The following is a 25,784-nucleotide window of genomic DNA, read 5'->3' as shown; positions in this document are numbered from 1 at the left end:
ACACTCACCATGGGTTCGCTCCGCCCTGCCCGCAAGACCGCCGGCGGCCTCGCGCTGCTGACCGCCCTCACCGCACTCACCACCGTCACGGCCCAGCCCGCCTCCGCCCACGGACTCCACCGATCGTCCCTGGCGTCCCACTGCACGGGCACCGCGCCCATCGTCTGCCACTTCGACGTCCCGCCGGGCACCTACGACGTCTCCGCGCTGCTCGGCGGCGACACGGCGGGCAGCACCTCCATCAGCGCGGAGCAGCGCCGCGCGGTACTCGGCGAGACCACCACCGCGGCCGGCGACCGGGCCTACCGCAGCTTCACGGTCGATGTCCGTGCCGTGGAGGGCGAACCGACCGGCGAGGTCGGCAGCCCCGGCCTCGACCTGCGCTTCGAAGGCTCCGCCCCGCTGCTCGCGGGCCTCCACGTCACCCCTGCCCCGCATGCCCGTCAGATCCTGCTCGCCGGTGACTCCACCGTCTGCGACCAGCCTCTGGAGCCGTACACCGGCTGGGGCCAGGAGATCCCCCGGCTGCTGCGCCGTGGCATCTCGGTCGCCAACCACGCCGACTCGGGCGAGAGCACAGTCTCCTTCCTGGCGAACCCGCTCCTGTTCGACCAACTGGAGACGGAGATCCGCGCGGGTGACCTGGTCCTCGTCCAGCTCGCCCACAACGACAAGACGACCACCGCCGACGTCTACCGCGCCAACCTGACGGCCATGGCCGAACGGGTCCGGGCACACGGCGGCCAACCCGTCTTCGTGACCCCCATCGTCCGCCGGCGTTTCAACTCGGACGGCATGCTCAACTCCGTGGCCCTGCATGTGATGGCAGCGGACCTGCCGAACGAAATGCGCTCCCTCGCCCACGAGTTGGGCGTCCCGCTGGTGGATCTCACGCAGCTGAGCAAGGACCTCGTCGAGGGCCTGGGTGTCGAGGCGTCCAAGGATCTCTACCTGACCGACATCAACGGCGACAACACGCACACGTCGGTCCATGGGGCGACGCCGTTCGCCGGGCTGGTCCTCGGCGATCTCGCGGACCAGGGCCTGGTCCCGGCGCGCCAGGTGCGCTGACCGGTGGGGCCACCTAGTGGACGGTGAAACCGCCGTCGACCGGGAGAGCGGTTCCCGTGACGAAGCTCGCGCCGGGGCTGCACAGCCACAGGACGGCGGCCGCGACCTCGTCGGCCCGTCCCAGCCGCCCGATGGGCTGTTCCTTCATGATCGCGGCCATGGCGTCAGCCTGGTTCTCGAGCATGTCGGCGACCATCGGAGTGTCGATGACGCCGGGACACACGGCGTTGATGCGGACGCCTCGGGGTGCGTACTCGACGGCCGCGCTGCGGGTCAGGCCGATGACGCCGTGCTTGGAGGCGTGGTAGGCGGCGCGCTCGGGCAGCCCGACGAGTCCGCCCAGGGAGGAGCAGTTGACGATGGTGCCGCTGCCCTGCTCCCGCATCTGTCGCAGTTCGTGCTTCATCGCCGCCCAGACGCCGCGCAGGTTGACGGCGTTGACCCGGTCGAAGACATCGGCGCTCTCTTCGGCGGCGTCGGTCGGGGGAGCCTGGACGCCGGCGTTGTTGAAGGCCATGTCCAGACGGCCGTACTCGGTGACCGCGCGCCGCACCGCCGCTTCCACCTGCTGTTCGTCGGTGACGTCGCAGGCCACGCCGATCGCCCGGCCGCCGCGGCCGGTGATCTCCTCGGCGGCCTTGTGGGCGGCGTCGTGGTCGCGGTCGGCCAGCACCACGGCGGCGCCGGAGTCGGCGAAGGCGCGGGCGGCCGCCAGGCCCATGCCGGAGGCCGCGCCGGTGACCAGGGCCACCTGCCCGGAGAAGTCGTAGGTGGGATTCGTGGGGCTCAAGGGGTTCATGGGGTTCTCCCGTCGAGTTCGAGGTCGGGTCTCGCGACCGGCCCGGGGATGTCGAGAGGCCGGGCGAGAGCGGCTGGTAGGAGGGGGTGAGGGGTCAGGGCTTGAGCAGGGTCTTGATGGCGCGGCGCTCGTCCATCGCCCGGTAGCCCTCAGCGGCCTGATCGAGCGGGAGCGTGAGGTCGAAGACCTTGCCCGGGTCGATCTCGCGGTCCCAGATGAGCTGGATCAGCTCGGGCAGGAACCGGCGCACCGGAGCGGGCCCGCCGTGCAGATGCACCTCGGAGAAGAACAGTTCCTCGCCGGGAAGCTCGACCCCGTGGGCCACACCCACGTATCCCACGTGCCCACCGGGGCGGGTGGCGCGGATGGCCTGCATCATCGATTCCTGGGTGCCGACGGCCTCGATCACGCTGTGGGCGCCGTATCCGCCGGTGAGCTCCTTGATCCGGGCGACGCCCTCGTCGCCGCGCTCCGCCACGATGTCGGTCGCGCCGAACTCACGGGCGAGCTGCTGCCTCGACGCGTGCCGGGACATCGCGATGATGCGTTCGGCGCCCAGCTGCTTCGCGGCCAGGACCGCGAGCAGGCCCACGGCTCCGTCGCCGACCACGGCCACGGTCCTGCCCGGCCCGGCCTCGGCGGCCACCGCGCCGAACCAGCCCGTCCCGAGCACGTCGGAGGCGGCCAGCAGCGAGGGGATCAGGTCGTCGTCCGGCACGGCGGGAGTCGCGACGAGGGTGCCGTCGGCCAGCGGCACCCGCAGGTACTCCGCCTGCGCCCCACCGGCGCCGACGAACTCGCCGTGCGCACACCGTGACTGATAGCCGGCCTCACAGATCTCGCAGGTGTTGTCCGAGGCCATGAACGAACCGATGACGAAGTCGCCCACCTCGATGTCCTTGACCTCGGCGCCGATCTCGGTGACGACGCCGACGTATTCGTGCCCCATCGGGGTCGGCCGGGCCACCTCGTTGATGCCTCGGTAGTCCCACAGGTCCGAGCCGCACACACAGCTGGCGGACACACGGACGATCGCGTCCGTCGGCGCGACGATCGCGGGATTCTCTCGCTCTTCGACCCGGATGTCGCCCGGGGCATGAATGACTGTTCCACGCATGTGCTGACGTTCCTTTTCGCACGGCTTTTCTGAGGTACCGAGCCACCGTCCCGCGCATCGCGCACGCGTGCCAGGCACTGTCAGGGCCCCCCACACCCGGAACAGGCGTCCTAGCCTGGAAGCCATGGAGTTCCAGCAGGAGATCAGAGGCTTTCTCATGAGCCGCCGGGCGAGGATCACACCTGAGCAGGCCGGGCTCCCCTACGTCGCAGGCCACCGCCGCGTCCAGGGGCTGCGGCGCGAGGAGGTGGCGATGCTCGCGGGCCTCAGCGTCGAGTACTACACCCGTATGGAGCGCGGGCGGATCGGTGGCGCGTCCGAGAGTGTCCTCGACGCGGTCGCCGGTGCGTTGCAACTGGACGACGACGAGCGCGCCCATCTGTACGACCTGGCCCGCAACGTCGCACCGGGCGCACGCCGCAAGCGCCCTCAGCGCACCTCCCCCATCACCGCGTCCGTGCAGCAGGTACTCGACTCCATGAGCGTGCCCGCCGTCATCCAGAACGGCCGTCTCGATCTCCTCGCGGCCAACGAACTGGGCCGCGCCCTGTACGCCGACCTGTTCACCACGGGCGGGCCGCCACCGAACCTCGCCAGATACGTGTTCGTCGACCCACGTGCGCAGGCCTACTACACCGACCTCGACGAGGCGAAGGACCAGGTGGTCGCGATACTCCGCGCGACCGCCGGGCGCGACCCGCTGGACCGGCAGGTGACCGAACTCATCGGGGAGCTCTCCACGCGCAGCACCGATTTCAGCACCCGGTGGGCCCGGCACGACGTGCGCCGCCACTCGCGCGGACGCAAGGTCGTGCACCACCCGGCCATCGGCAGGATGGACCTGGCGTACGACGACTTCGCCCTGCCCGGCGACCCGCACGTCTCCATCACCACCTACACCGCGGTTCCCGGAACGCCCAGCGCGGACGGTCTCACCCTGCTGGCGACCTGGGCCGCGACGCAGAGGCAGCCACAGACCGCGCCCGGCCGGGTCGCCCCTGAGGCGTGACGTCGCGAGCAGGGGCCGACGTCCGGGGCCATCGAGCCCAGAGCCCCCGCCCTCACAGGGGGCTGCCGGTGCCCGGCCCGTACAGGACACGCGTCAGCTGACGGTCGCCGCCGCGTGCGTCACCGCGATGAGGGCCAGTACGGCGGCCGGAGCCGCCCGCAGCGGTGGGTCGCCGTGGCGCAGGTGGACCACCGCCGCCGCGGCCATCAGCAGGGCGAGGCCGGTCGCCGCGGCGCCGCCCAGCGGCGTCCAGGACAGCCCCGCCAGCAGACCGGCGACGCCGGCCATCTCCAGCGCGCCGACGACACGGTAGAGGCGGGTAGACATGCCGAGATGGGCCGCCGCCTGCCGCATGACCGGCACGGCGGCGATCTTGGCCAGGCCGAGCGGCAGGAAGACCAGGGACAGGGCGATGGCCGACACGGTGGTCACGCGCTGGTCCTCCCCGCGCGACGCTCGGCACCCAGTCGCGCGTAGTGGTCGATGAGATCGGGGTTGTCCACGGTGGCGGGGTTGACGACCTGCTCGGCCGGCGCACCCTGGAGCAGCCGCTTGACCGGGACCTCCAGCTTCTTGCCGGTACGGGTGTGCGGGATGCCCGGCACTTCGATCACCTCGTCGGGGACGTGGCGCGGTGAGGCGCCCGTACGGACGGCGTCACGGATCCTGTCGCGCAGGGCGTCGTCCAGTGTCACGCCGGGCGCCGGGACCACGAACAGCGGCATCCAGTAGCCGCCGTCCGGCTCCTCCGCGCCGATGACCAGCGCCTCGGTGACCTCGGGGAGGCGCTCGACGACGTCATGGATGTCGGCGCTGCCGAGGCGGACCCCGTTGCGGTTGAGCGTGCTGTCCGAGCGGCCGTGCACGATCACCGAGCCATGACCGGTGAGGGTGATCCAGTCGCCGTGCCGCCAGATGCCGGGGTACGAGGAGAAGTAGGCGTCCCGGTAACGGATGCCGTCGGGATCGTTCCAGAAGTACAGCGGCATGGAGGGCATGGGGCGGGTGACGACCAGCTCGCCGACCCGGCCGGTGACCGGCAGGCCCTCGGCGTCGTACGCGGCCAGCGCCACGCCCAGGTGCGGTGCGGACAACTCCCCTGCCCAGACGGGGGTGTTGGGTGCGCTGCCCGCGAAGCCGGAGACGATGTCGGTGCCGCCGCTGATGGAGGCCAGCAGCACCCTCTCCCCCACGTGGTCGCGGACCCAGGGGTAGGCGGAGGCGGGCAGGGCGGAGCCGGTGCAGCCGACCACACGGATCGACGACAGGTCGTGCACCGAGGGGTCGATGCCGAACTTGGACATGCCCAGCAGGTACTGGGGGCTGGTGCCGAAGACGGTGACGCGGTGGCGGGCGGCCAGCTCCCACAGGACGTCGGGCTGGGCGAAGGGTGCCGGGCTGCCGTCGTAGGTGCAGGTCGTGGCGCCGGTCAGGAGGGTGGAGACCACCAGGTTCCACATCATCCAGTGGGTGGTGGTGTACCAGAGGAGTCGGTCGTCCGGGCCCAGGTCGGAGTGCAGGCCGAGGGTTTTGAGGTGTTCCAGGAGCACACCGCCGTGGCCGTGGACGATGCCCTTGGGCAGGCCCGTGGTGCCGGAGGAGAAGACGACCCACAGGGGGTGGTCGAACGGCACCGGTACGCAGCTGAGTTGCTCGGTGCGGGTCGAGGCGTCCTCCCAGGGCACGACCAGCGTCGGGTAGGCCCGGGTCGGCCAGGGCAGACCGACGTGATCGACCAGCAGGGTCGCCTTCAACGTCGGCAGCGCACCGGCCAGTTCGAGGACGGCGTCGCGCCGGTCGTGGGTGGTGCCGTTGAAGAGGTAGCCGTCGGCGGCGATCAGCACGGTGGGTTCGAGCTGGGCGAAGCGGTCGGCGGCGGCCTGGGGTGCGTAGTCCTGCCCGCACACCGACCACACCGCGCCCAGGCTCGCGGCGGCGAGGAACGCGACGACGGCGTGCGGGGTGTTGGGCAGGTAGCCGACGACCCGGTCGCCCTTGCCGACGCCGAGGCCGCGCAGGGTGGCGGCGACGGAGGCCACCAGTTCCCGCAGCCGCCCACCGGTCACCTCGTATCCGGAACCGGTTTCGTCGAGGGCGACGATCGCCGCGTCGTCGTCCCTGACCTTGCGCAGGGCGTGGTGGGCGTAGTTGAGGGTGGCGCCGGGGAACCAGCGGGCGCCGGGCATCCGTTCCTCGGCCAGGACCTGTTCGTAGGGAGTGTCGGCGTCGACGGCGAAGTAGTCCCACACCGCGCCCCAGAAGCCTTCCAGGTGGGTGACGGACCAGCGGTGCAGGGCGGCGTAGTCGGTGTCGTCCACGCCGACGTAGTGGGCGAAGTCCGCGATGCGACTGCCGGCCGCCGTCTCCGGATCGGGGGTGAAGAAGGGCGTGCTCATCGCGTCGTGCTCCTCAAGAGGCTCTGCGGGGCCTTCCGTTCGGAGGGAACGGGGCTTCGTGTGGTGTGCAGGAGGGACGCCCAGGCGGTGGTGGCCGTGAAGTCCCGGCCGCCTGTCGGGATGACGTCCATGACGACGCGGTCGGGCCGCAGCAGGACCGCGTCGGCGCGTCCGGAGCGCAGCCAGGCGGCGAGTGTGCCGTCGTCGCCGAGGTCGGTCACCGCAACCGCGTCCACACCGAGACCGTGGGCGAGCGCGGTCAGGGAGGGGCCGGGTTCGGTGGCGGTCAGCAGGGCGAAGGAATCGCCGAGCACCTCGTCGAGCCGGGTGCGCCGGCCGTCGATACTCACCCACGGCTGGGGGCAGTGGGTGCCGGCCAGGCCCCGGCGCACACCACGCCGCACCAGCGGTCCGGCGGTCAGGGGTGGGCTCAGATCGCGGCCGGCGAGTTCGGTCAGGCCGGGTATGCGGCAGGCGGCGGCCAGTGCCCGGCGGCGCAGCGCGGCGGCCCCGTCCTGGCCGCCGGTCATGGCCCAGCCCATGGCGACCGCGAGGCGGACCACATGCCGGGCGTGCGGCCTGCGTTCGCTCTCATAGGTGTCCAACAGCCGTTCGTCGCCGCCCTGTTGGAGTACCCGGGCGAGTTTCCAGGTGAGGTTGTAGGCATCCCGCAGCCCCGAGCACAGACCCTGTCCGATGAACGGCGGGGTGAGGTGGGCGGCGTCGCCGAGCAGGAAGACCCGTCCGCTGCGCCAGCGGTCGGCGACGCGGGCCCGGAAGGTGTACTGCGTCTCGCGGACGACCTCGAAGTCCCCGTCGTACGAGGGCGAAAGCCAGGGGGCGATCAGTTCGCGGACCGTCTCCCGGCCTTCCCCGATCCTGAACTCCCAGCGGTAGCGGGTGTCGTTGACCCGCATGAAGGTGCCCGGGCGCTGCGGGTCGCAGACCTGGTCCACGCCCTCCCAACAACGGACGGGGCCCGTCGTCTCGGCGTCGATGACGGTCCAGCGTTCCTCGAAGCGCAGATCCTCCCAGACGCCGCCGATCGCCTCGCGGGTGAGGCTGCCCGCTCCGTCGCAGCCGAGGACCGCGTCGGCCCACAGCTCGTGCTCGCCGTCGTCGGCGCGGTAGGTCACGCGTACGGGGCCCGTGCTGTCCGGGCCGACGCCGGTGACCTCGACCCCGCCCCGCAGCTCGCATTCCGGATGCCGGGCCAGGGCGTCGCGGAACACGCGCTCCAGTTCGGGCTGGTCGAACATGCTGGACTGCGGATAGCCGTGGCGGCCGTGCGGGGAGCGCCGGAACTCGGCCATCACCCGGTGCCCGGCGTCCAGCAGCCGCAGCCCGCCCGCCGGACGGGAGATCGCGGTGAACTCCTCCCCGACCCCGGCGGCCTGGAGGATCCGGTGGATCTCGTCGTCGGCCGCGACGGCGCGCGGGAGGGGGTAGACGTCCCGGTGGCGTTCGAGGACGACGCTGCGGACTCCGCGCCGGGCCAGGAGAAGGGCGGCAGTCACCCCCACCGGCCCGGCTCCGACGATCACGACGGGCACACGTGTGGATTCGTCGACGTTCATGTGCGGCTCACCTCGGGTGTCAGTTCGCGTCCGCGACGGGCGTGCGCTGCTCGCCGAGGTCGATGCGGCCGTCCGGGGTCGCGATCGTCGCCGTGATCATGTCTCCGGCACGGAGGTAGTGGGGGTTCTTGGCCTGGCTCTTGAAGAACGCCTTCCATTTCACGGCGGGCGGGAGCAGCGCGCCGATCTTCTCGACGGCCTTGGGCGGGGCCTTGAGCGCGGTGCCGCCGGGGGTGCCGGTGAGCAGCAGGTCGCCGGCGGCCAGGGTCTGGAACCGGGCGAGGAGGGTGAGCGCCTGCGCCGGGCGGACGATCATGTCGGCCAGGGTGCGGTCCTGGCGCAGCTCGTCGTTGACGCTCAACTTCAGGCGCAGATCGAGGAGATGAGCGAAGTCGTCGGGCTCAAGGAGCGACAGGTACGGGCCGGTCGGCGTGAAGGTGGGGTAGGACTTGCTCTCGTAGAACTGGGTCTTGGTCAGCTGCACCTCGCGGGCGCTGATGTCGTTGGTGATGACCAGTCCGGCGACGTACGACGGCAGGTCCCCCTCCTCGACCACGGTGCCGACGGGCAGGGGCGCGCCCATGACGAGCCCGAGTTCTATCTCGTAGTCGAGGAATGTCACGTGTGCGGGGCGGACGACGGCCTCGGCGGGGCCGCTGACCGAGCCGGACGCCTTGCGGAAGAAGGCGGCCGGGATCTCCCCTTTGAAGCCCGAATCGCGGGCGTGGCTGCGGTAGTTGACCATCTGGGCGACGACCCGGCAGGGCGTGGTGACCGGCGACAGTGCGACCAGATCGGCGAGCGGGGTGCCCGGCTCGCCGGAGGCGGCGGCCTCGCGGACGGCGGCGCGGTCGGCCAGCAGATCGGCGGTTGTCACGGCCTTGGTCCCGACCGGGACGGCCCGGTCGCCGCGGACGGCCCACCAGCCGTCGGTGGTGCGCAGGACATTGGTGCTCATGTCAGTGCCTTCTTCAGAGGTGCGGGTCAGGAGTTGGCGGCCTTGAGCAGGCCGAAGAACCGGGCGGGGTCCATCTCGTTGTCGCCGCGCAGCGCCTCGATGACATCGCGGACCCGCTGCGGGGAGGGGCCGGCGCCGAGAAAGTCCCGCGTGGCCGGTGGGCCCCACTGGGCCAGGCCGCTGGTCGACATGGGCGCCCACCCGGGTTCCACGTCGCAGGAGAACAGGTCGCCGTCGGCGAAGTGCTCCAGCATGAAGCGGTCGGGGTCACGCCAGTAGTCGAAGAGCTGGCTGCCCTGGATGTGCCGTCCGATGCCCCAACTGCGCCGGTAGCCGCGTTCCTTGAGGTACTCGCCACCGGCGGCGATGGAGTCCAGGTCGGTGACCTGGTAGGCGGAGTGGACGTAGCCCGTGCCCGGCCCCAGATGCATGGCCAGGGTGTGATGGTCGGCCGGTACGACGCCCAGGTCGCAGCGGATGAACGCCATCGTGGGGCCCCGGTCGCGCTGTCCGTCCAGGAAGAGGAAGTCGGAGACGATCATCCCGAGGGTGTCCAGATACCAGTCCAGGGCCCGGCCGAACACGCGTGTCTCCAGCACCACATGGCCGAGCCGCTGGATGCGGGAGGGCTCACGCGGGGGGCGCTGGGTGGTGTTGGTACGACGGTGATCCGTACCGAAGTTCAGGGGCAGCGGCCGCTGTTCCGGCAGCGCCGGGAGCTGTTCGCCGCAGTACACGACCCGTACCGGGAAGCCCGAGGGGTCGAGCAGATCGACCGCCTTCCCACCGCCGGGAACGTCGGCTTCCCGTACCGAGGCTCCGGTGGCCCGGGCCAGCCGGTCCAGGTCGCCCCGCTCGGCGGCCCTGAACGCCGGGCCGATGAAGCGGGAGGTGCGGCCCTTGCGGATCACCATGCAGGGCGAGCCGGCGAAGGTGCCGCGCAGCCACAGCTCCCGTTCGGTGCGCGCCGCGACGCCGAACCCGAAGTCGCGGGCGAAGACCTCGGCGCGGTCGAGGTCGGGTTTCTCGAACTCCAGCCAGGCCAGGTCGGCCACCTTGATGACGGGGTTCCGGGAGCGGCCGGGGCGTTCGCCGCGCAGGGCGCCCTGCTCGCTGTGGAGGTCCTGGTGGGCCGTGACGACATCGGCCCCGTTGACGCGGATTTCAGACATGGTGCCCTCCGAGCAACATTGCCGTAATGAGGAAATCATCAACTGTGACAGTTTCTTCGTCAAGGTGTTCGCGACAGGAAATGATGAATTCATCAGGACTGCGATCGCCATCGCCCCGACGGCTAGACTCTGCGCATGTCTACGTCAGCCCTGCCCAGCAACCGGTTCGAGCGGCGTCGCGCGGAGACCCGTGGGGCTCTCGTACGAGCGGCCCGGCAGATACTCGCCGAGACCGGGGACACCAGCGCGAGCATCCAGGCGATCGCCGAGCGCGCGGACGTCGGCTTCGGCTCCTTCTACAACCACTTCGACTCCAAGACGGAGCTCTTCGAGACGGCCGTGGTGGACGCCATGGAGGAGTTCGGCCAGGCCTTCGACGAGCGTCTGGCCGGGATCGACGACCCGGCGGAGCTGGTCGCCGCCGGCTTCCGGCTCAGCGCCCGCATGGCCGACTCCCATCCGGAGCTGATGCAGGTCCTGCGCCGCCGCGGCCTCGGACACATCCACGCGGACAACGGGCTCGCCCGACGCGCCCTGCGCGATCTCGAGGTCGGCATCGCCTCCGGCCGCTTCACCACCCTCGACCCGGTCGTCGCCCTCACAGCCCTGGGCGGCACCCTGCTGGCCCTGGTGGAGCTGCGGTTCGCCCGCCCCGAGGTCGACGGCGACGAGGCGGCGGTGAACCTCGCCGAAATGGTGCTGCGCATGCTGGGTCTGCCGGCGGACGACGCCCACGAGGTCGCCCGGCGTCCCTTGCCCGACCTGGACTGACCTCGAACGACCTCAACCGGACTCGGGACGGAAGGTGACCGAGCGGCCGGTGAAGCGGGCGTCGATCCCGTCCTCGGTGGTGGTGACCGAACGCAGACGCAGCCCCTGGGGAACGTTCCGCAGCGGAATGGGCTCGTCCAGGGCTTTGTCGAGCAGTGATTTCAGCGGCGGCAGCAGGTCACCACGCTCCGCGCGCAGGTCGGTGAACGCGATGCGGTTGCCGCTCACCGCCGAGACGGCCGCGCTCACGGTCACGTCACCGGCGAGGGGCAGACTCACGGTCGCGTCGACCCGGCCCGCCCCGTCACCCCGCGAAACCTCCACACCGAGCGCGCTCGACATGTCCGCGTACGACAGATGGGCGGTCGCCCGAACGCTGCGGGCGTGCGCCTCGTCGGCACTCCCCGAAGCCTTCAGCCCGTCCATCCCGACCGTCAGCCTCGTCACCGGCAGGGGCCGGCTCGTGCCCTTCGCGGGGATGTCGAGGGCGGTGAGATCGACGTGGTCGAGGCTGCCGCGGGCCAGCTGTGTCAGCACGGGAAAGCCGCTGACGTGCACCGATGGCCGATCGGCGGTTCCCATTCCGTCCTGGAACGCCTGCGCCGTACGGCTCTCCGCGCGCCCCGCGGCGACCCGGTCGACCGCGACGGCGCCGACGAGCAGGGCCGCCAGGGACACGGCGACGACGATCAGACGCCGCCTGGTCCGGGTCGGGCGGCTGACGTACACGGATCCGTCGCCGTAGTAGGGCTCACCGACGTACTCCTCGTCGTGCTGGGACTGGTACATGCTTCTCCTCTTCGGGTGCCTGGGAAGTGCTCGGTGGCGCCTGGGCGAGCGGCTCAGGCGGCATCGCCTCCGGGGCGGACGAGCCCGTGGACACAGGTCGCGGCGCGCTGCCCGTCCACGCCCATCGCGATCAGGGCGGCGGTCGCGGTGCCCGTGCCGTCGTCGCTCCACAGACCGCTGTTCACGCAGTCCAGGAGCCCCAGCAGGTGCCCCTCCAGTGCCCGGGCCAGCACGACCGGTGGAATGCCGGCCTGGAAGGCTCCCTGCCGCTGCCCTTGGGCGATGATCGTCTCCGCCATGTCGCGCGCGGGGGCGAGGACTTCGACGACCCGCTCGGGCCCCAGGTCCTGCGGGGCGAGGCGGAGCAGGATGCGGTAGCGGTCACCGACCGGCCACACGGCGAGGACGAACAGCGCCAGCTCCGTGACGGCGTCCGCCACCCGCTCCCGCGGAGCGGCGACTGCCTGCCGCAGCGCCTGCGCGGCCTCCTCCACCAGTCCCTCGACGAGTGCGGCCCGGCCGTTGAAGTGGCCGTAGACCGTGCGGCGCACCACGCCTGCCGCCTCGGCGATGTCACCGAGGCTGCTGTCCGGGTCGCGGCCGAGTTCCTGCCGAGCCGCTTCGAGAATGCGGGCCCGGGTGAGCAGGGTCCGGCCGCGTTCCAGAGCGGCTGGAAGGGGTGCGTGGGTCATGTCGGACCTCCGGTTCGACGGGGAGGGCGGCTCGATAGTTGCACATCACTGAGCAATAAACTAGTCTGCACATCAGTGGGCAATTAACTGCCCGAGGCGCCGCGCCCCTCTTGGCCGCGCTCGCACCGATCCCGTCGATCCGCACCCCCGAAGCCCCGCTTCCCCTCCTGTCGAGGAGCCCCACGATGCCGCTCTTTGCGAAGACACCCGTCGAGAAGATGACCGAGCCCTACCCCCGGCGCTGGTGGGCGCTGCTGGTGCTCTGCCTGAGCCTGCTGATCGTCGTCATGGCGAACACCTCACTGATCGTGGCCGCCCCCGACATGACCAGGGACCTGGGGCTGAGCAGCAGCGACCTGCAGTGGGTCATCGACGGCTACACCGTCCCCTACGCCGCGCTGATGCTCATGCTCGGCGCCATCGGCGACAAGTACAGCCGCCGCGGCGCACTCGTCCTGGGCCTGCTGATCTTCGTCGGCGGCTCGGTCATGGGCGGCCTGGTCGACGAGACGAGCCTGGTGATCGTCGCCCGCGCGATCATGGGCGTCGGCGCCGCGGTCGTCATGCCGGCCACGCTCTCGCTGCTCGTCGCGATCTTCCCGCGGGCCGAGCGCGCCAAGGCCATCACCGCCTGGTCCGCGACCTCCGGCCTCGCGATCGCCGCCGGCCCGCTGGCCGCCGGCTGGCTGCTGGAGAACCACGCCTGGGGCTCCACCTTCCTGATGAACGTCCCCCTCGCCGTCCTCGGCGTCGTGGGCGCACTGCTCCTGGTGCCGCCGTCGAAGGCGGAGGGCATGGGGCGGATCGACTACGTCGGCGGTCTGCTGTCGATCGTCTCGGTGGGTTCCCTGGTCTACGCGACCATCGAGGGCCCGCACTTCGGCTGGGGCGTCGGTCCGATCTCCGCGGCCGTCGTCGCCGGAGTGGGTCTGCTGGCCTTCGTGGCCTGGGAGTTGAGGCACCCGAACCCGATGCTGAACGTCCGCAAGTTCACCGAGCGTCCCTTCAGCGGCTCGATGCTCGCCGTGCTGTTCTTCTTCTTCGGTACCTTCGGCTCGATCTACTACTCCACCCAGTTCCTGCAGTTCGTCCTCGGCTACAACGCCCTGGAGACCGGCATCCGCCTGCTGCCGCTGGCCGGTGCCGTGTTCGTCGGTGCCGCGGTCACCGGACGCATCGCCCCGAAGCTGGGCGTGAAGCTGGTGGTCGGCGCCGGCATGGTCATCGGCACGGTCGGCGTCTTCCTGCTCACCCAGATCGAGTCGGGCTCCACCTACACCGACTTCCTGGCTCCCCTGCTGCTGCTCGGCTTCGCCATCGGCCTGAGCCTGTCCCCCGCCACCGACACCATCATGGGCTCCTTCCCCGAGTCGGAACTCGGTGTCGGAGGCGGCGCCAACGACACCGCCCTGGAACTGGGTTGTGCCCTCGGCATCGCCATCCTGGGCTCGCTGCTCGCCACGTCCTACAAGGACAAGCTGACCGACCTGGTCGGCGGCCACCTCCCGGCCGGCGCGCTGGACACCGCCAAGGACTCGGTGGGCGGCGGCATCGCGGTCGCCGAGCAGGTCGCCAAGAACCCCCAGGGCGGCGCCGAACAGGCCCAGACCCTGCTCGGCGCGGTGCACGAGTCCTTCGCCCACGCCATCGCCCACACCAGTCTCGTCGGCGGCATCATCATGGCCGTCGGCACCCTGATCGTCATCGCCGTCCTGCCCGGCCGCGAGCACGGGGCGCAGGAAGCCGCGCGGACGACGAAGGAGCAGACCGAGACCGTGGACGCCTGAGTCACGCACACCGGAGGCCGGAACCCCGGTTCCGGCGGCCACCACGGCGGCCCTACGTGTCGTGCACCTCCACGGAGAACCCCTCCGCAAGGACCGAGTTCAGGTGCTCCGCATGCGCGCCCAGCCATTGGCGCGCGTCAGAGACCTTCGCCGTCAGTTCAACAAGCACGTAGTCCTCGGCACCATCAGTCGACCCACCACAGACGCAGCAACGGAGACGCTGACTGACCACCCCCGTCCACTCCGGTCCGTTCCCGCCCGCTGCCGCCGTCTCGTCGTCACCATGCACGAGCACACCCTTCCAGACGCCGTTGAAATCGAGGGCGCGTCACAACCGGTTCTGCCGCAGCAGGCTTGTCCAGTACTTCTTGACGGCAGGGCGTTGAGGAATCTCCGGCAGGTCATCGAGAAGCCGAACGGCCTTACGGGTCCTGCCCGTTGAGGCCATGGCGACCGCCCGAGCGATGCAGCCGGCCGCTTGGAGATGAAGTTCCTCGACGGTCGACGGCTGTGGTGGTGCGGGTTGCGCGAGGGTGAGGTTCTCGATGTCCCAGCGGTGGGTGCGGCCGACGGTGTCCACGACGGACAGCGACGGACCGTTCAGGCAGATGGAAAGGGGTTCGGCATCGAGCGAGGTGGTGAGAACGCTCACGCCGTCCCGTGTTGGCCAGACCTGGATCAGGCCGTCCCGAGATGCCGAGCAGGCCAGGTTCTCGGCCAGGGCCACCGAGGTGACGTTGACCGGATGGCGGACGGTGAAGAGTCGGTGCCAGGTACGGTCGGAGCGGCGCAGCGCGATGGCTTCACCGTGTTCTGTGCCCACGACCATGAAGTCCGACGACGCCCGCAGTGCGGTGACGGCGCTGTCGCACCGTATGACTTCGCTGTGTTCGGGCGTCCACAGGTGCAGCTCCCCGGTGACGATCGGGAATGCCCTGTTGTCGACGTATGCGGCCAGAACTCCTTCAGGCAGTACGGCGAGCAGAGTGCAGGCGAGGTCGGGTTCCTGCTGTCCCACGCGGATCGCCGTCATGGACCGTTCACGGTCTCGTACCTCCTCGGGCAAGACGAAGCCCGTGTGCGTCTCGGGTGCCAGCAGCAGGCAGGAGGTCACGCCGTCGGGCGAAGCGAGGTACACGCGGCATCCGTCGGACTCGAGGGTCACCTCCACCTGGCGGAACCCCGGCGCCGTGGCGTCGGCTGCCCGGTCGCGGTGCGGCACGGTTACCGGAACGGCCACCAGCACGGCCGGGGTGCGCAGGTCGACGATCACGAGCCAGTCGGCATCGGCCGCAGGTGCTTCTGCGGCATGGCAAAGGACTACGGCGAGTCGGGCGCGGCACGCCATGGCGATGCCGGTCATCCCCTCGGGCAGGGGCACCGTCGTGGCGCCGACCTCGACACGGTCCGCGAAGAGCACCAGGTCGACGTCGGCATCGGCGGCGACCACGTGAGCGGGGCGCCGGGTCCGCATCCGGGCCTCGCCGGACCGGACGTCGTAGACCGTGACGCCCGACGACGCGTCCCCGACCGCCACGAGGTGAGCGGCATCGTCGAAACAGACGGCGGTCACGGGGGCGTCTCCCTGGTGGATCATGCGCGTCTCGTTCATCGTGCCCACGTACGCCCGGCCGTGTCCGGCGCCGTAGGCGAACTGCTCGTCCACCGGCGACACCGCGAGGCACAGGGCGCGGAACCCGGCGTCCAGCAGTTGCCGGTGGAACCCGGAGTGCAGGTGCTCCCCGTCGGCCAGGTCCAGGAGGTACACGCCGTCGGCCACGGCACTGTGCCAGGCCGCCATTTCGGGCGGCACGGGTCGGTGTCCCAGCAGGCAGATCCGGTTCGCGTGGTGGAAGGCATCGGCGGCGCGCACGAAGCCGGCGGTGTCGGTGACGGGCGCGGCCAGGTGCAGGACCACGGGTCGGCGGGCCAGCATCCGCTCGTCGTGGGCGGCGTAGTCGCCGTCCTCCATCAGGCGGAAAGAGAGGTCGACGGCCTCCTGATGTGTGATGGGGCGGTAGTCGGGAGTCAGGTGCAGGACGAAGCCGTCCATGGTCAGAGCCATCATCTGTCCGGCGTCGCCCGGTACGGGGTCCCAGGTCAGGACGACCGGACGGTCCGCGAGCCAGTGGTCGACCTGCTCGCTGCTTTGCTGGGTGAGGTCGATGCGCCAGATGGTCCCGTTCGCCTCGGAGCCCTGTGGCATCCCGCCGCCCGCGACCAGCAGGTGGGCGGAGCGCCACCGAACGGTGTAGACCCAGTCCCGCAGTTCGTGCGTGGCTCGTACCGCGCCGTCACGCGTCCAGACACGGACCCCGGACAGGTGCGGCGAGGGGTCGGGGGAACCGTAGCCTGCGGCCAGGTGGCGTCGGTCGGGTGAGACCGAGAGTGACTTCGCCGGTGCCGGTGGGGTGTCGAAGCGGGCACGCACCCGTGCGTGGGCGACGTCCCATGCCCAGACTTCCAGTCCGGTGGTGGACACGAGGAGGTCGGGTCCCCAGAAGGCGAGGGACACGATCTGCCCGGTGTGGTGGTCCGCCACCGGTGGGCTCTTGCGGCGCAGCCTGGGTTCGGTGGGCATGAGCGCACGGTGTGCCTCGGCGGCGTCCGTCACCGCGGGTTCCGCGCAGTTGAGGGCCTCTTGCCAGATGAGTGCCGGCTGTCGGCGCAGCAAATGCGACGAGCGTGCCAGGAAGCGGGTGAACTGGGCCGGTGGCGCGTGGTCCTGCCAGGGTCGCGGCGAGGCCGTACGGGCGTTCTCCAGGTCGCGCAGTACTCCGTCCACCCCGTCGTACCGGCAACGCTGGGCGAGGAAGTCGATATCCGTGAGCAGGGAGTCCAGTCGCTCGAACCGGCCTGCGGCGGCAAGGTAGTTGCACAATTCCGCACAGATGAAGGCCCGTTTCTCCGGGGACATCAGATCCAGACGTGGCCGGTTTTCACGCATCGTCGACCCCGAACAGGTCGGCGTAGAGCCGGTCGGCGATCTCCTCGTTGATCCGGGTGATCGACTCCCCGGCGGCCCGCACGATCTCCCTGTCGTGCAGGAAGTCCAGGAAGCTCGCGTGATAGATGCTGTAGACGGGCCCACCGTGGGCATGGCCCACGTGCAGGAACTGTTGCCACTCCTCGATGACCGCCTGGACGTCCGTGGGGTCCTCGCGCAGGAGATCGGCGAGGAACGTCCGCGACACGGGCCGCGACAGCTCCGACATGACGTACACGATGTGGATCTTCCTGCGGGGCAGAGGCTGCTGTTGCATGCCCATCCGCCGCCAGTGGTCCTGGTAGTAGCCCTGTAGGCCCTCGGGCAACTCCGTGACGTCCACCGCGCGGTACGTGCCGCCTTCGATCTGCGGAAGGACGTAGTGCAGGTACATGAAGTTGCACTGGCTCTTGTCCGCAAGGGTCTCGACGAACCCCTCCTCGTCGAGACCCTGCTGCTCGTCGATCCATGGTGTGAGGTCCAGCCGTGTCACCGCGCGCCGCAGGTACTCCACGACGTCGGCCCGGCTCTCGTCCCGGTGCGTTCCCAGGTCGTAGGTCTGCTGTGGCGCCCGGTTGACCAACGGCACCGTGGTGCGCCGACGCGTCAGCAGGAGGTACACGCCGCGCGGCAACGATTCGGGCAGGAACAGCACGTTCGTGCCGTCCGGGTGGTCGGACAGGTCCACCTCGTCCAACGCGTCCACAGCGATGATGAGCGGTTCGCCCGCCCGAGCCGCGGCCTCCAGCAACCGCGTCCAGTACGCGGGGAGTTCGGCGACGCCGGCCGGCGGCCTGGGCAGCGTCACATCGAGCCGCTCGGCCAGTTGCGCGCGGACGTTGACCGCGCAGCCCAGGGCGCGATGATCACCCTCGGCCCGGAGGTTGAAGTGGGCAACACAGCCAGTGCGTCGGCTGAACTCCGCGCAGATCGCGCTCTTGCCCTCCCCCGGGTCGCCCACGACAGTGAACAGCCCCCGGTCCTGGCGGGCCCGGAACGCGTCGAAGGCGGCGAACACGTTCTCCCGGCCGACGAAGTGTTCGGTCAGCTCCGCCACCCTCGCCGGCGGCTCCGCCGGAAGGTCCAGGGCGTCGAGGACGAGCGCCAGCTGCTCGGGCACATCGTGCTGATAGGGGATCCGCTGGAAACGGTCGAGGAACTCGTGCCGCTGGTCGCCGACCACCAGAGGCAGGATTGCGAAAGAGGGATCGCTCTCGCGTCGCCGTCTGGCCAGGTCGATCTCGGCCCGGACCCACTCCGCGTCAGCGCTCGCCGCGGAGAGGATGACCAGGAAGTGCGTGCACTGCTGGAGCAGGGCCGAGACCAGCTGTTCCTGCCAGTCCGCGCCGATCGGCACATCGTCCGGCGCGATCCATGCCCTGACGCCCCGCTGTGCGAGCCCCTCGGCCAGGCGGTGCGCGAGATCGTGATCCCGGTGATCCCGGACCGTGTGCGAGACGAAGACCACCGGAGACTCAGCCATACCAACACGGTACCGATAGTCCCGAGTTGAGTTTCGTCGTATGCCCACGCCATCGGGCGGGACTGGTGCCGAACCGCTACGGGAAGGGGCAGCAGGCCGGCGGGCACCGAAAGTGTCAGGCGCGGTCGTGAAGGGTGATCCGGTATCCGTCCGGGTCGGCGAAGGTGAAGGTCCGGCCGAAGGGGCCGTCGATCGGTGCGCCGACGATGGTGTGGTCGTCGGCGGCGAGTGCGTCGTGGATGGCCTGGACGTCGGTGGCGTGGAGCCAGATCGCGGCACCGATGCCGGGCTGGGCGACGGATGCGAGGTCGGTGCCGGGGACGATGTCGCGCAGCGCGAACGCGATCGGCTTCGTCTCGAAGACGACGGCGTGCGGCGGGCCGGCCGGTGAACGGACGACGCCGAGGTACTGCTCGTAGAACGCCTGCGACGCGTCGAGGTCGCGTACTTGGAGCGAGATGAAGTCGGGGCCGGTGACGGGCATGATGAGACTCCTTACGGTCGTGTCAGTTTTCTGACACGCCGCAAGCTATGTCAGAATACTGACATGAGTCAAGAAGGTGTCGGCGTCGACCTGGAGACGTCACTGGGCTACCTGCTCAAGGAAGCGTCGAGCGCCCTGCGCACGGCCATGGAGGACGTGCTGCGGCCGCTCGGGATGAACGTGACGCACTACTCCTGCCTCGAACTGCTCGCGCAGCGGCCGGGCTTGTCGAACTCCGAGCTGGCGCGGGGCGCGTTCGTCACACGGCAGACCATGAATGTGCTGCTCCAGGCCCTGGAACGCGACGGTTACGTGAGCAGGCCCGCGGAAGCGCCCGTTGGGAAGGCACTTCCCACGCGGCTCACACCTCGCGGCCGACGAAGCCTTGAGCAGGCGAGCGCGGCCGTCCGGTCCGTCGAGGCCAGGATGCTGGCCGAGCTGACCGATGCCGAGCAGGCACAGGCGTTCCGGATCCTCCAGGGCATGGTGCGTTCCCTGCGCGGCGACGGCAAGGAGACCTAGCCCGCCCCACGGCGCGCATCCCGTCCCGGTCGCGCGGGCACCACGAGTCGCTGTCCCGTCCCGTTCGGACAGCCGCCCGCGGGCACCGCGAGTCGCGCCTTCCCCGCAGAAGGGGGCGCGCTCGCGGTGCGCCGGAGGCGGTCAGGCGTCGACCGCCTCCCGCCGCGTGGCCGGCTGGGCCGACGCGGCGATGCGGGCCGCACGGTCCGGCATGGTGAAGGCGAACAGCGCGGCGACGGCGGAAACGGCCGCGAGCACGAGATAGGCGTGCTGGAAGGCGGAGACGGGCGGATGGGCTTCGGCGCCCGTGCCGACCGCGGTGGCCGAGGCCAGCACGACGGTGACCACCGCGGGGGCGGCGGCATTGGCGGCCTGCCGTACGACGGTGTTGAGGGTCGAGGCGTGCGAGACGTCGGCCTTCGCTATGGCGGTGAACGAGGCGACGGTGGTGGGCATGAACACCCCTCCCATGGCCGCGCCGAGCAGGAACATCAGCCCCCGGAACGCCCACAGCGAGGACTCCGCGTCCAGCCGGGAGAAGGCGACCAGCACCAGCGCCACCCCGAGCAGTCCGCAGCCGGCGATGCGGCGCGGGCCGACCCTGGCGTAGAGCGGGCCGACGAGCTGGACGGTGAGCAGCACGCCGAGGGCCTCGGCGAAGGTGGCGGAACCGGACTCCCAGGCGCTCAGCCCCAGGCCCTCCTGGAGGAAGAGCGGGCCGAGGAACATCGCCCCCATAAACCCGATGAAGCCGATGAAGGCCGTGATGTTGGTGTCGCGGAACAGCCGGTCGGCGAAGAGGCGGACCCGCAGGGCGGGTTCGGACACCCGCAGCTCGACCGCCACGGCCGCCGCCAGCAGAACCGCGCCGCCGATCAGCGCGGACAGCACCAGCGGACTCCCCCAGCCCATCTCGGCGCCCTCGCTGACACCGAACATCAGCCCCGCGGTGCCGAACGCGGTGAGCACCAGCCCCGGCACGTCGAGGCGCCCGGGGGCGTGGTCCCGGTGCCGGTCGAGGAAGAGCAGCCCGAAGACCAGGACCGCGGCGCCGATCGGGAGGTTGGCGTAGAACACCCAGCGCCAGGACAGGTGGTCGACGAGCCAGCCGGCCCCCATCGGAGCCAGGGCGGGTGCCACCTGCTGCGGGATGATCATGTAGCGGGAGACCTTGACCTGCTCGGACAGGCTGAAGGTGCGGTAGAGCAGGGCGGCGGTGACCGGCAGCAGAATGCCGGCCGCCAGGCCCTGGAGGGCGCGCCAGGCGACGAGTTCGCCGAGCGAGCCGGCCGCGCCACAGAGCCCGGAGGCGAGGGTGAAGACGGCGAACGAGACGAGTACCGTGCTCCGGCCGCCGAAGCGGTCACCGAGCCACGCCGAGACGGGGACGGCCAGGCCGACACAGACGGGGTAGACCACGACGACGGCGTCCAGGCCCGCGGTGGCGAGCCCGAAGTCCCGTCCGATCGAGGGCAGGGCGACAGTGGTCCCGGCTCCGTCCACGATGGACATGAACGCGGTGACCACACAGACGATGGGGACGACGATGCGCTGGTTGAGACGTACGGACACATGCTGAGCATACTCAGTATGAGTAACCTCAGTGTTTCCTGCGGTGTTTCCTGCGGTGTTCCGTGCAGTGGTTCTGGAGCCTCCCGCCGCACCGGCGACGGCCGGTCGCCCGACGGTCCGCCGCCCGCATGCGATAGGAACGGACACGCGGCGCACAGCAGTTGTGGCCCGTGAAGACATGCCGACGAGGACAGGAGCCACGGTGAGGGACGTACCGGGCAGCAGCGATCCACTGATCGACGAGATGTTCGCCACCACCCAGCGGCTGCGCATCTACGTCGACGGACGGCTGGCCGAGAAGGGCACCTCCGTGGCACGGCTGCGCGCCCTGCGCTTCCTCGCCCACACCGCCGAGCCGATGCGGATGCGCGACCTCAGCGACATGCTGGGCATCGCCGCCCGCACCGCGACCAGCCTGGTCGACGCCCTGGAGCGGGACGGTCTGGTGGCACGGCTGCCCCACCCCACCGACCGCCGCGCCCACCTCCTCGCCCTCACCGACGCGGGCCGCTCCCGCCACCAGGAGGCGGAGGACCTGGACCGCGAGGCCCTCAGCACGGCCACCGGCGCCCTCACCGCCGAGGACCGCACCACCCTGCGCACCCTGCTCGGCCGGATCCGCGACACGGTCGAGGCTGCCCCGAGGCACCCCCGGCCCACCGATGATCGCTAGTCACGCGAGCCGGCCGAAACGAGGGCAGGGATGACGGGTGGTGCGTGACGTACGCCGGTTCAGGAGCGTACGTCTACGAAGTCGCCGGCGGCCTTGGCCGGACCGGTGGTGGCGGAGCCGGTGAAGTTCCAACGCCAGTAGCCGTCCTTGACCGCCTTGACCGTGGTGCGCAGCGTGCCCGTGCTGCTGGTGTTCACCGTCGCGACCGTGGTGTAGGTGCTGCTGTTCTTGGGGCGGAACTGGAGCTTCACCGCCCGGCCCGCGTACCCCGCGTACCGGTAGGTGTCCCAGTTGGCCCGCACCAGTTTGCCGGTGACGGTGATACGGGCGCCCTTCGCCACCGGTTCCGGGGCCGCGTCGACGGTGAGCCGCGCGGCGCGCTTGAGGGCGAACGACCCTGCGCCGGGCGCGAAGACGGAACCGCCGTCGACCGCGTCGGCCAACGCGTCCACCGACCAGGTCCCCGCGTTGGCGTTGGCCAGGTCCACCGGATCGTCGCTGCCGGGAGCCAGATGGGCGTTGACGGTGAACGCCGTCGTGCAGGCCGTCGGAGTCTCGCAGTACGCGTCGGTGGTGTAGAAGCCTCCGTGAGGCCCCTTCAGGTCCACGTCGACGAAGGACAACCCGGAGTCGTCCGAGCCGGTCACCATGACCGGGAACGTCACGTCGCGCGTGATGCCCACGATGACGTCATGCCCGGAGTTGACCACCGCACCGCTGACCACCGGCTCGCTGGTCGAGGTGTCCGACGCGGCATCGGCTGAAGCCCCCACCCCCACCAGCACGACGGCGACAGCTCCCACCACCGCACCACGCCTTGCCGTGCTGCGGGCGGGCGAGGAGATCTGCCCGCCGGTCTGTCTGTCGCCTCTCGGCGTGACGTATCGGCTCATCGGTCCTCCACGGAGATACGCCGTGCCCTCAACCACTGCTCGATCGACGGCAGTTGGCGGCAAGCACGGAAGAACGGGTCCCTGTCGCCTCCTACGACCACCGAACCGCCCGGATCGTTGCCCTGTTTCCCCTTCGCGCTCCGTGCTCCAGCGGGCCGGGCCTCCAAGCGTTCAGTTCGCCGGGACCCGGGCCCGGTCCTCCGTACGCAGCCAGACGGTGTGCTGCGGGAACGGGATGTCGATACCGGCCTCGTCGAGCGCGCCCTTGACCCGGCGGCGCAACTCCCGCGTGACGCCCCACTGCTGCTGGGGAACCGTCTTGACGGCGAGACGTACGACGACGCCGTCCGCGTCCAGGGACTGCACCCCCCACACGGACGGGTCCTCCAGCAGCAGGTCCGTGAACGCCGGGTCCTGGCGCAGTTCCTGGCCGGTCTCCTCCAGCACGCGCTGCACCGTGTCCAGGTCGGCCGTGTGGGAGACGGGGATGTCCAGGACGGCCCGTGCCCAGTCCTGGCTGTCGTTGCGGACCCGCAGGATCTCCCCGTTGCGGATGTGCCACAGACCGCCGTCGAGGTCGCGCACATGCGTCAGCCGCAGACCTACGTGCTCGACCTCACCCACGGCCTCACCGAGGTCCACGGAGTCGCCGACGCCGTACTGGTCCTCGATCATGATCAGCAGCCCGGAGAGGTAGTCGGCGACCAGGCTCTGAGCGCCGAAGCCGATCGCCAGACCGACCACGCCCGCGCTGGCCAGCAGCGGTCCCAGCGCGATGCCGACCTGGTCGAGCACCATGGCCACGCCGACCAGCGACAGCATGATGGTCACGCCGCTGCCGAGGACCGTGCCGATGGTGCGCGCCCGCTGCTCGCGGCGCTGCCGGGCCCGGGAGCGGTCCCGATGCAGCACGGCGAGCCCGCGCCCGCGGCGCCTCGGCGTCCTGGGCTCGTCCTCCCCCGACGAGGGCTCCAGCACATGGCGCACGATCCGGGCGATGGCCCGCCCGGCCACCCAGCGGACCACGGCCAGCACCACGATGATCAGCCCGATGCGCAGGGGTATCTCGATCAGCGCGGCGGTGTGGTCACCGAACCAGTGCGTCCAGCCTGCGGCGAGCTGGGGGTCGGCGTGCGGGGCTGGGCCGGCGGGTGAGGGTGTCGTCGGCACGGTGTCTCCGTTCCTCGGCTACGGAATGTCGTCGACGGCGCCTACCCACGCGGCGCGCAAGCATGAGCCTCGGCGTCGGGAGGGCTGACGGGGTGGCCAATTGGGGCGTCGGACGGGGTGGAGACGCGGTGGGGCGTGGGGTGGGGTGGAGCGCGGGCGCTGCGGGGTGGAGGAGGCGTGGTGCAGGGCGGGGGGCGGCCGGTCACTCGTCGGCGCACCGGTGCGTAGAGGGCCGGGGACGACGCCAAGCGGACCGAGGTGGGCCGCGCCAACGCCTGGCGGGCCGGGACGGAGACGAACGGCACCCTCGGACCGGCACCGGACGGGTCGGGGGCACGTAGTCCCGACGAACTGGCACCGACCGAGCCGGCGACAGGCAGGTGCCCTACAGACCGGCACCGACCGGCCGGGGCAGGGCCGGCGCCAAGCAGGCCGACGCCGATCGGGCCTGCGCCAGCACCAGCCCGGCTCTGATCGGCCCGGCTCTGGCCAGGCCAGCCCCGGGCGCCAGTCCCGGTCCGGCCGACCCCGGTCCGGCCAGCCCCGGTCAGGCCAGCCCTGGTCGGGCCAAGGCCCGCGTGGCGTCGAGCATCGCCGCCGGAGCAGACGTAAGACGCCCGTGCGCGGGTATCTGTGCCGCCGTCAACATCACCCCTTCACGCGTGAGGAACCCGAGGATGACCGACGACGCCTACCTCGTCCTGATCACCGACACGGCCCCCGACCTCGGCGTACCGCCCGCGGCCGCCGGTGAATCGGCCTGTATGGAGACCCCGGCCGTACGGGCGTGGCTGCAGGCCCAGGGTGTTTCCGCGACGTCGCCGGATCTGCGCCTGGTGCCGCCGGAGGAGACGGCGGCCATCCCCGAGGACGCCGAGCGGATCCCCGTACCCCTCGGCGAGGAGGAGCTGATCCGGGTCCGCCACCACCTCGCACCCGAGAACCTCGCTCGGCTGGAGGAGGAACTGCTCGCCTACCGCTCCCGGGTCGACGGCCGCGACGCGCTGCTCACCCGGGCCCTGGCGGCGGGCGTACCGGCGCACCGTGTCGCGGAGTTGACCGGAGAGGAGCTGTCCGTCGTGAAGAGCATGGCCCGTTGACCGTCCCCTCGATCGGGTGGGCCAGGCACCCTCCCGCGCGTTCATGACATGCTTACTACCGGACGGTAGCTTCCGTGTGGGGCGGCTGCCCGTGCAGGTTTCCTCATCCCCCGCGGGAGGCAGCGCAGTGGCCCGAGTGTTCACCGTCAGCAGCAGCATGGTCATCGACGTCACCCCCGAGGTCGCCTACGAGGCGGTGAGCCGCCCCGAGGACATGGGCCGTTGGAGCCCGGAGAACCTGGGGACGACCGCGGCGTCGGCAGGCGGCCCGGCAGCCGTGGGCGGCGTCTTCACGGGACGCAACAAGCGCGGCCGGTTCAGGTGGGTGACCCGCTGCACCGTCACCGCGGCCGAGCCCGCCCGCCGGTTCGCCTTCCGCGTCCACGCGATCGGCGTCCGCACCCCCTGGCTGCGCGGGCCGATCGCCACCTGGGAGTACCGCTTCGAGCCGGCCGACGCGGGCACCCGGGTGACGGAGATCTGGACCGACGACCGGCGCTGGTGGCCGACGTTCGTGGCGAACGCCTTCGACCGGGTGGCCACTTCGGGCCGGACGTTCGCCGCGTTCCAGGCCCGCAACATCGAGACGACGCTGCGCAACCTCAAGCGTGAACTGGAGTCCAAGGGCGCCTGAGCGCAGCCGCACCCGCTCCCTGCACCCCGCGCCCACCGCGGCGGCCCGCACCAAGGTGTACGGGCCGCACTCCACGCGACCTCCCCCGCCACCCCGCTCAGGGGAGTGACCCCCGCCAGTTCGCATACG

Annotated in this window: 23 protein-coding genes; 8 read left to right on the top strand and 15 right to left on the bottom strand. The window is 70.9% G+C overall.

Annotation, left to right across the window (positions count from 1 at the left end; all coding sequences use genetic code 11):
• The first annotated feature begins 9 nt into the window (after positions 1-9).
• Positions 10-1,071 carry a rhamnogalacturonan acetylesterase gene (locus OG885_RS42945; RefSeq protein WP_405742105.1) on the top strand — a complete coding sequence of 354 codons (1,062 nt, stop codon included), beginning with the start codon at positions 10-12 and terminating at the stop codon, positions 1,069-1,071.
• 13 nt (positions 1,072-1,084) lie between these two features.
• On the opposite strand, the gene OG885_RS42940 is transcribed toward OG885_RS42945, so the two are convergent.
• Both OG885_RS42940 and OG885_RS42935 read right to left on the bottom strand, forming a co-directional pair.
• Complete coding sequence (locus tag OG885_RS42940) at positions 1,085-1,870, bottom strand: SDR family NAD(P)-dependent oxidoreductase (RefSeq protein WP_405742103.1); 786 nt, start codon at positions 1,868-1,870, stop codon at positions 1,085-1,087.
• 94 nt (positions 1,871-1,964) lie between these two features.
• Positions 1,965-2,987 (bottom strand): zinc-dependent alcohol dehydrogenase family protein, encoded by a 1,023-nt coding sequence (locus OG885_RS42935; protein ID WP_405742101.1) that lies wholly within the window; start codon positions 2,985-2,987, stop codon positions 1,965-1,967.
• 124 nt (positions 2,988-3,111) lie between these two features.
• On the opposite strand from OG885_RS42935, the gene OG885_RS42930 reads away from it, so the two are divergent.
• Positions 3,112-3,996: a helix-turn-helix transcriptional regulator gene (locus tag OG885_RS42930; protein ID WP_405742099.1), complete on the top strand. Its 885-nt coding sequence runs from the start codon at positions 3,112-3,114 to the stop codon at positions 3,994-3,996.
• 93 nt (positions 3,997-4,089) lie between these two features.
• On the opposite strand, the gene OG885_RS42925 is transcribed toward OG885_RS42930, so the two are convergent.
• The 5 genes from OG885_RS42925 to OG885_RS42905 are packed head-to-tail and all read right to left on the bottom strand — an operon-like array spanning position 4,090 to position 10,099.
• Positions 4,090-4,428, bottom strand: coding sequence for a DoxX family protein (locus tag OG885_RS42925; RefSeq protein WP_405742097.1), 339 nt, complete (start codon positions 4,426-4,428; stop codon positions 4,090-4,092).
• The gene (locus OG885_RS42920) at positions 4,425-6,392 is read right to left on the bottom strand and encodes an acetoacetate--CoA ligase (protein WP_405742095.1); all 1,968 of its coding nucleotides are present in this window, start codon (positions 6,390-6,392) and stop codon (positions 4,425-4,427) included. The genes OG885_RS42925 and OG885_RS42920 overlap by 4 nt, the downstream gene beginning before the upstream one ends.
• Positions 6,389-7,969 carry a bifunctional 3-(3-hydroxy-phenyl)propionate/3-hydroxycinnamic acid hydroxylase gene (locus OG885_RS42915; protein WP_405742093.1) on the bottom strand — a complete coding sequence of 527 codons (1,581 nt, stop codon included), beginning with the start codon at positions 7,967-7,969 and terminating at the stop codon, positions 6,389-6,391. The genes OG885_RS42920 and OG885_RS42915 overlap by 4 nt, the downstream gene beginning before the upstream one ends.
• Before the next feature lie 19 nt (positions 7,970-7,988).
• Positions 7,989-8,927, bottom strand: a complete 939-nt coding sequence (locus tag OG885_RS42910; RefSeq protein ID WP_405742091.1) for a fumarylacetoacetate hydrolase family protein — start codon at positions 8,925-8,927, stop codon at positions 7,989-7,991.
• 26 nt (positions 8,928-8,953) lie between these two features.
• Complete coding sequence (locus tag OG885_RS42905; RefSeq protein ID WP_405742089.1) at positions 8,954-10,099, bottom strand: VOC family protein; 1,146 nt, start codon at positions 10,097-10,099, stop codon at positions 8,954-8,956.
• 135 nt (positions 10,100-10,234) lie between these two features.
• On the opposite strand from OG885_RS42905, the gene OG885_RS42900 reads away from it, so the two are divergent.
• Positions 10,235-10,870 carry a TetR/AcrR family transcriptional regulator gene (locus OG885_RS42900; protein WP_405742087.1) on the top strand — a complete coding sequence of 212 codons (636 nt, stop codon included), beginning with the start codon at positions 10,235-10,237 and terminating at the stop codon, positions 10,868-10,870.
• 12 nt (positions 10,871-10,882) lie between these two features.
• On the opposite strand, the gene OG885_RS42895 is transcribed toward OG885_RS42900, so the two are convergent.
• Positions 10,883-11,659: a DUF2993 domain-containing protein gene (locus OG885_RS42895; protein WP_405742085.1), complete on the bottom strand. Its 777-nt coding sequence runs from the start codon at positions 11,657-11,659 to the stop codon at positions 10,883-10,885.
• A 53-nt stretch (positions 11,660-11,712) separates the two neighbouring features.
• Positions 11,713-12,351 (bottom strand): TetR/AcrR family transcriptional regulator, encoded by a 639-nt coding sequence (locus OG885_RS42890; protein WP_405742083.1) that lies wholly within the window; start codon positions 12,349-12,351, stop codon positions 11,713-11,715.
• 185 nt (positions 12,352-12,536) lie between these two features.
• Here OG885_RS42890 and OG885_RS42885 point away from each other — a divergent pair, with 185 nt between their 5' ends.
• On the top strand, positions 12,537-14,138 hold the full coding sequence (locus OG885_RS42885) for an MFS transporter (protein ID WP_405742081.1): 1,602 nt from the start codon (positions 12,537-12,539) through the stop codon (positions 14,136-14,138).
• Between the two features lie 328 nt (positions 14,139-14,466).
• Here the strand turns inward: OG885_RS42885 and OG885_RS42880 are convergent, their stop codons facing one another.
• From OG885_RS42880 to OG885_RS42870, 3 genes are all read right to left on the bottom strand, one after another.
• Positions 14,467-17,055 (bottom strand): hypothetical protein, encoded by a 2,589-nt coding sequence (locus OG885_RS42880; protein WP_405742079.1) that lies wholly within the window; start codon positions 17,053-17,055, stop codon positions 14,467-14,469.
• 22 nt (positions 17,056-17,077) lie between these two features.
• Complete coding sequence (locus tag OG885_RS42875) at positions 17,078-18,607, bottom strand: toll/interleukin-1 receptor domain-containing protein (RefSeq protein WP_405742078.1); 1,530 nt, start codon at positions 18,605-18,607, stop codon at positions 17,078-17,080.
• A 115-nt stretch (positions 18,608-18,722) separates the two neighbouring features.
• Positions 18,723-19,091 (bottom strand): VOC family protein, encoded by a 369-nt coding sequence (locus OG885_RS42870; protein ID WP_405742076.1) that lies wholly within the window; start codon positions 19,089-19,091, stop codon positions 18,723-18,725.
• 63 nt (positions 19,092-19,154) lie between these two features.
• On the opposite strand from OG885_RS42870, the gene OG885_RS42865 reads away from it, so the two are divergent.
• On the top strand, positions 19,155-19,613 hold the full coding sequence (locus OG885_RS42865) for a MarR family winged helix-turn-helix transcriptional regulator (RefSeq protein WP_405742074.1): 459 nt from the start codon (positions 19,155-19,157) through the stop codon (positions 19,611-19,613).
• A 141-nt stretch (positions 19,614-19,754) separates the two neighbouring features.
• Here OG885_RS42865 and OG885_RS42860 read toward each other — a convergent pair whose 3' ends face one another.
• On the bottom strand, positions 19,755-21,185 hold the full coding sequence (locus tag OG885_RS42860) for a DHA2 family efflux MFS transporter permease subunit (protein ID WP_405742072.1): 1,431 nt from the start codon (positions 21,183-21,185) through the stop codon (positions 19,755-19,757).
• A 202-nt stretch (positions 21,186-21,387) separates the two neighbouring features.
• Between OG885_RS42860 and OG885_RS42855 the strand changes: the two genes are divergently transcribed.
• Entirely contained in the window at positions 21,388-21,858 is a 471-nt protein-coding gene (locus tag OG885_RS42855; protein ID WP_405742070.1) for a MarR family winged helix-turn-helix transcriptional regulator, read from the top strand.
• A gap of 59 nt (positions 21,859-21,917) precedes the next feature.
• On the opposite strand, the gene OG885_RS42850 is transcribed toward OG885_RS42855, so the two are convergent.
• Entirely contained in the window at positions 21,918-22,751 is an 834-nt protein-coding gene (locus tag OG885_RS42850) for a calcium-binding protein (RefSeq protein WP_405742068.1), read from the bottom strand.
• A gap of 171 nt (positions 22,752-22,922) precedes the next feature.
• Positions 22,923-23,921, bottom strand: a complete 999-nt coding sequence (locus OG885_RS42845; RefSeq protein ID WP_405742066.1) for a mechanosensitive ion channel family protein — start codon at positions 23,919-23,921, stop codon at positions 22,923-22,925.
• A 677-nt stretch (positions 23,922-24,598) separates the two neighbouring features.
• On the opposite strand from OG885_RS42845, the gene OG885_RS42840 reads away from it, so the two are divergent.
• Both OG885_RS42840 and OG885_RS42835 read left to right on the top strand, forming a co-directional pair.
• Complete coding sequence (locus tag OG885_RS42840; RefSeq protein WP_405742064.1) at positions 24,599-25,021, top strand: DUF6003 family protein; 423 nt, start codon at positions 24,599-24,601, stop codon at positions 25,019-25,021.
• Positions 25,022-25,148: 127 nt separating this feature from the next.
• Complete coding sequence (locus OG885_RS42835; protein WP_405742062.1) at positions 25,149-25,655, top strand: SRPBCC family protein; 507 nt, start codon at positions 25,149-25,151, stop codon at positions 25,653-25,655.
• The last annotated feature ends 129 nt before the right edge of the window (positions 25,656-25,784 follow it).

It is taken from the genome of Streptomyces sp. NBC_00028 (genome assembly GCF_045041065.1).
Lineage (GTDB): Bacteria > Actinomycetota > Actinomycetes > Streptomycetales > Streptomycetaceae > Streptomyces.
Note: the sequence above shows the minus strand (reverse complement) of the source record. Positions and strands in the feature narration are given on the sequence as shown.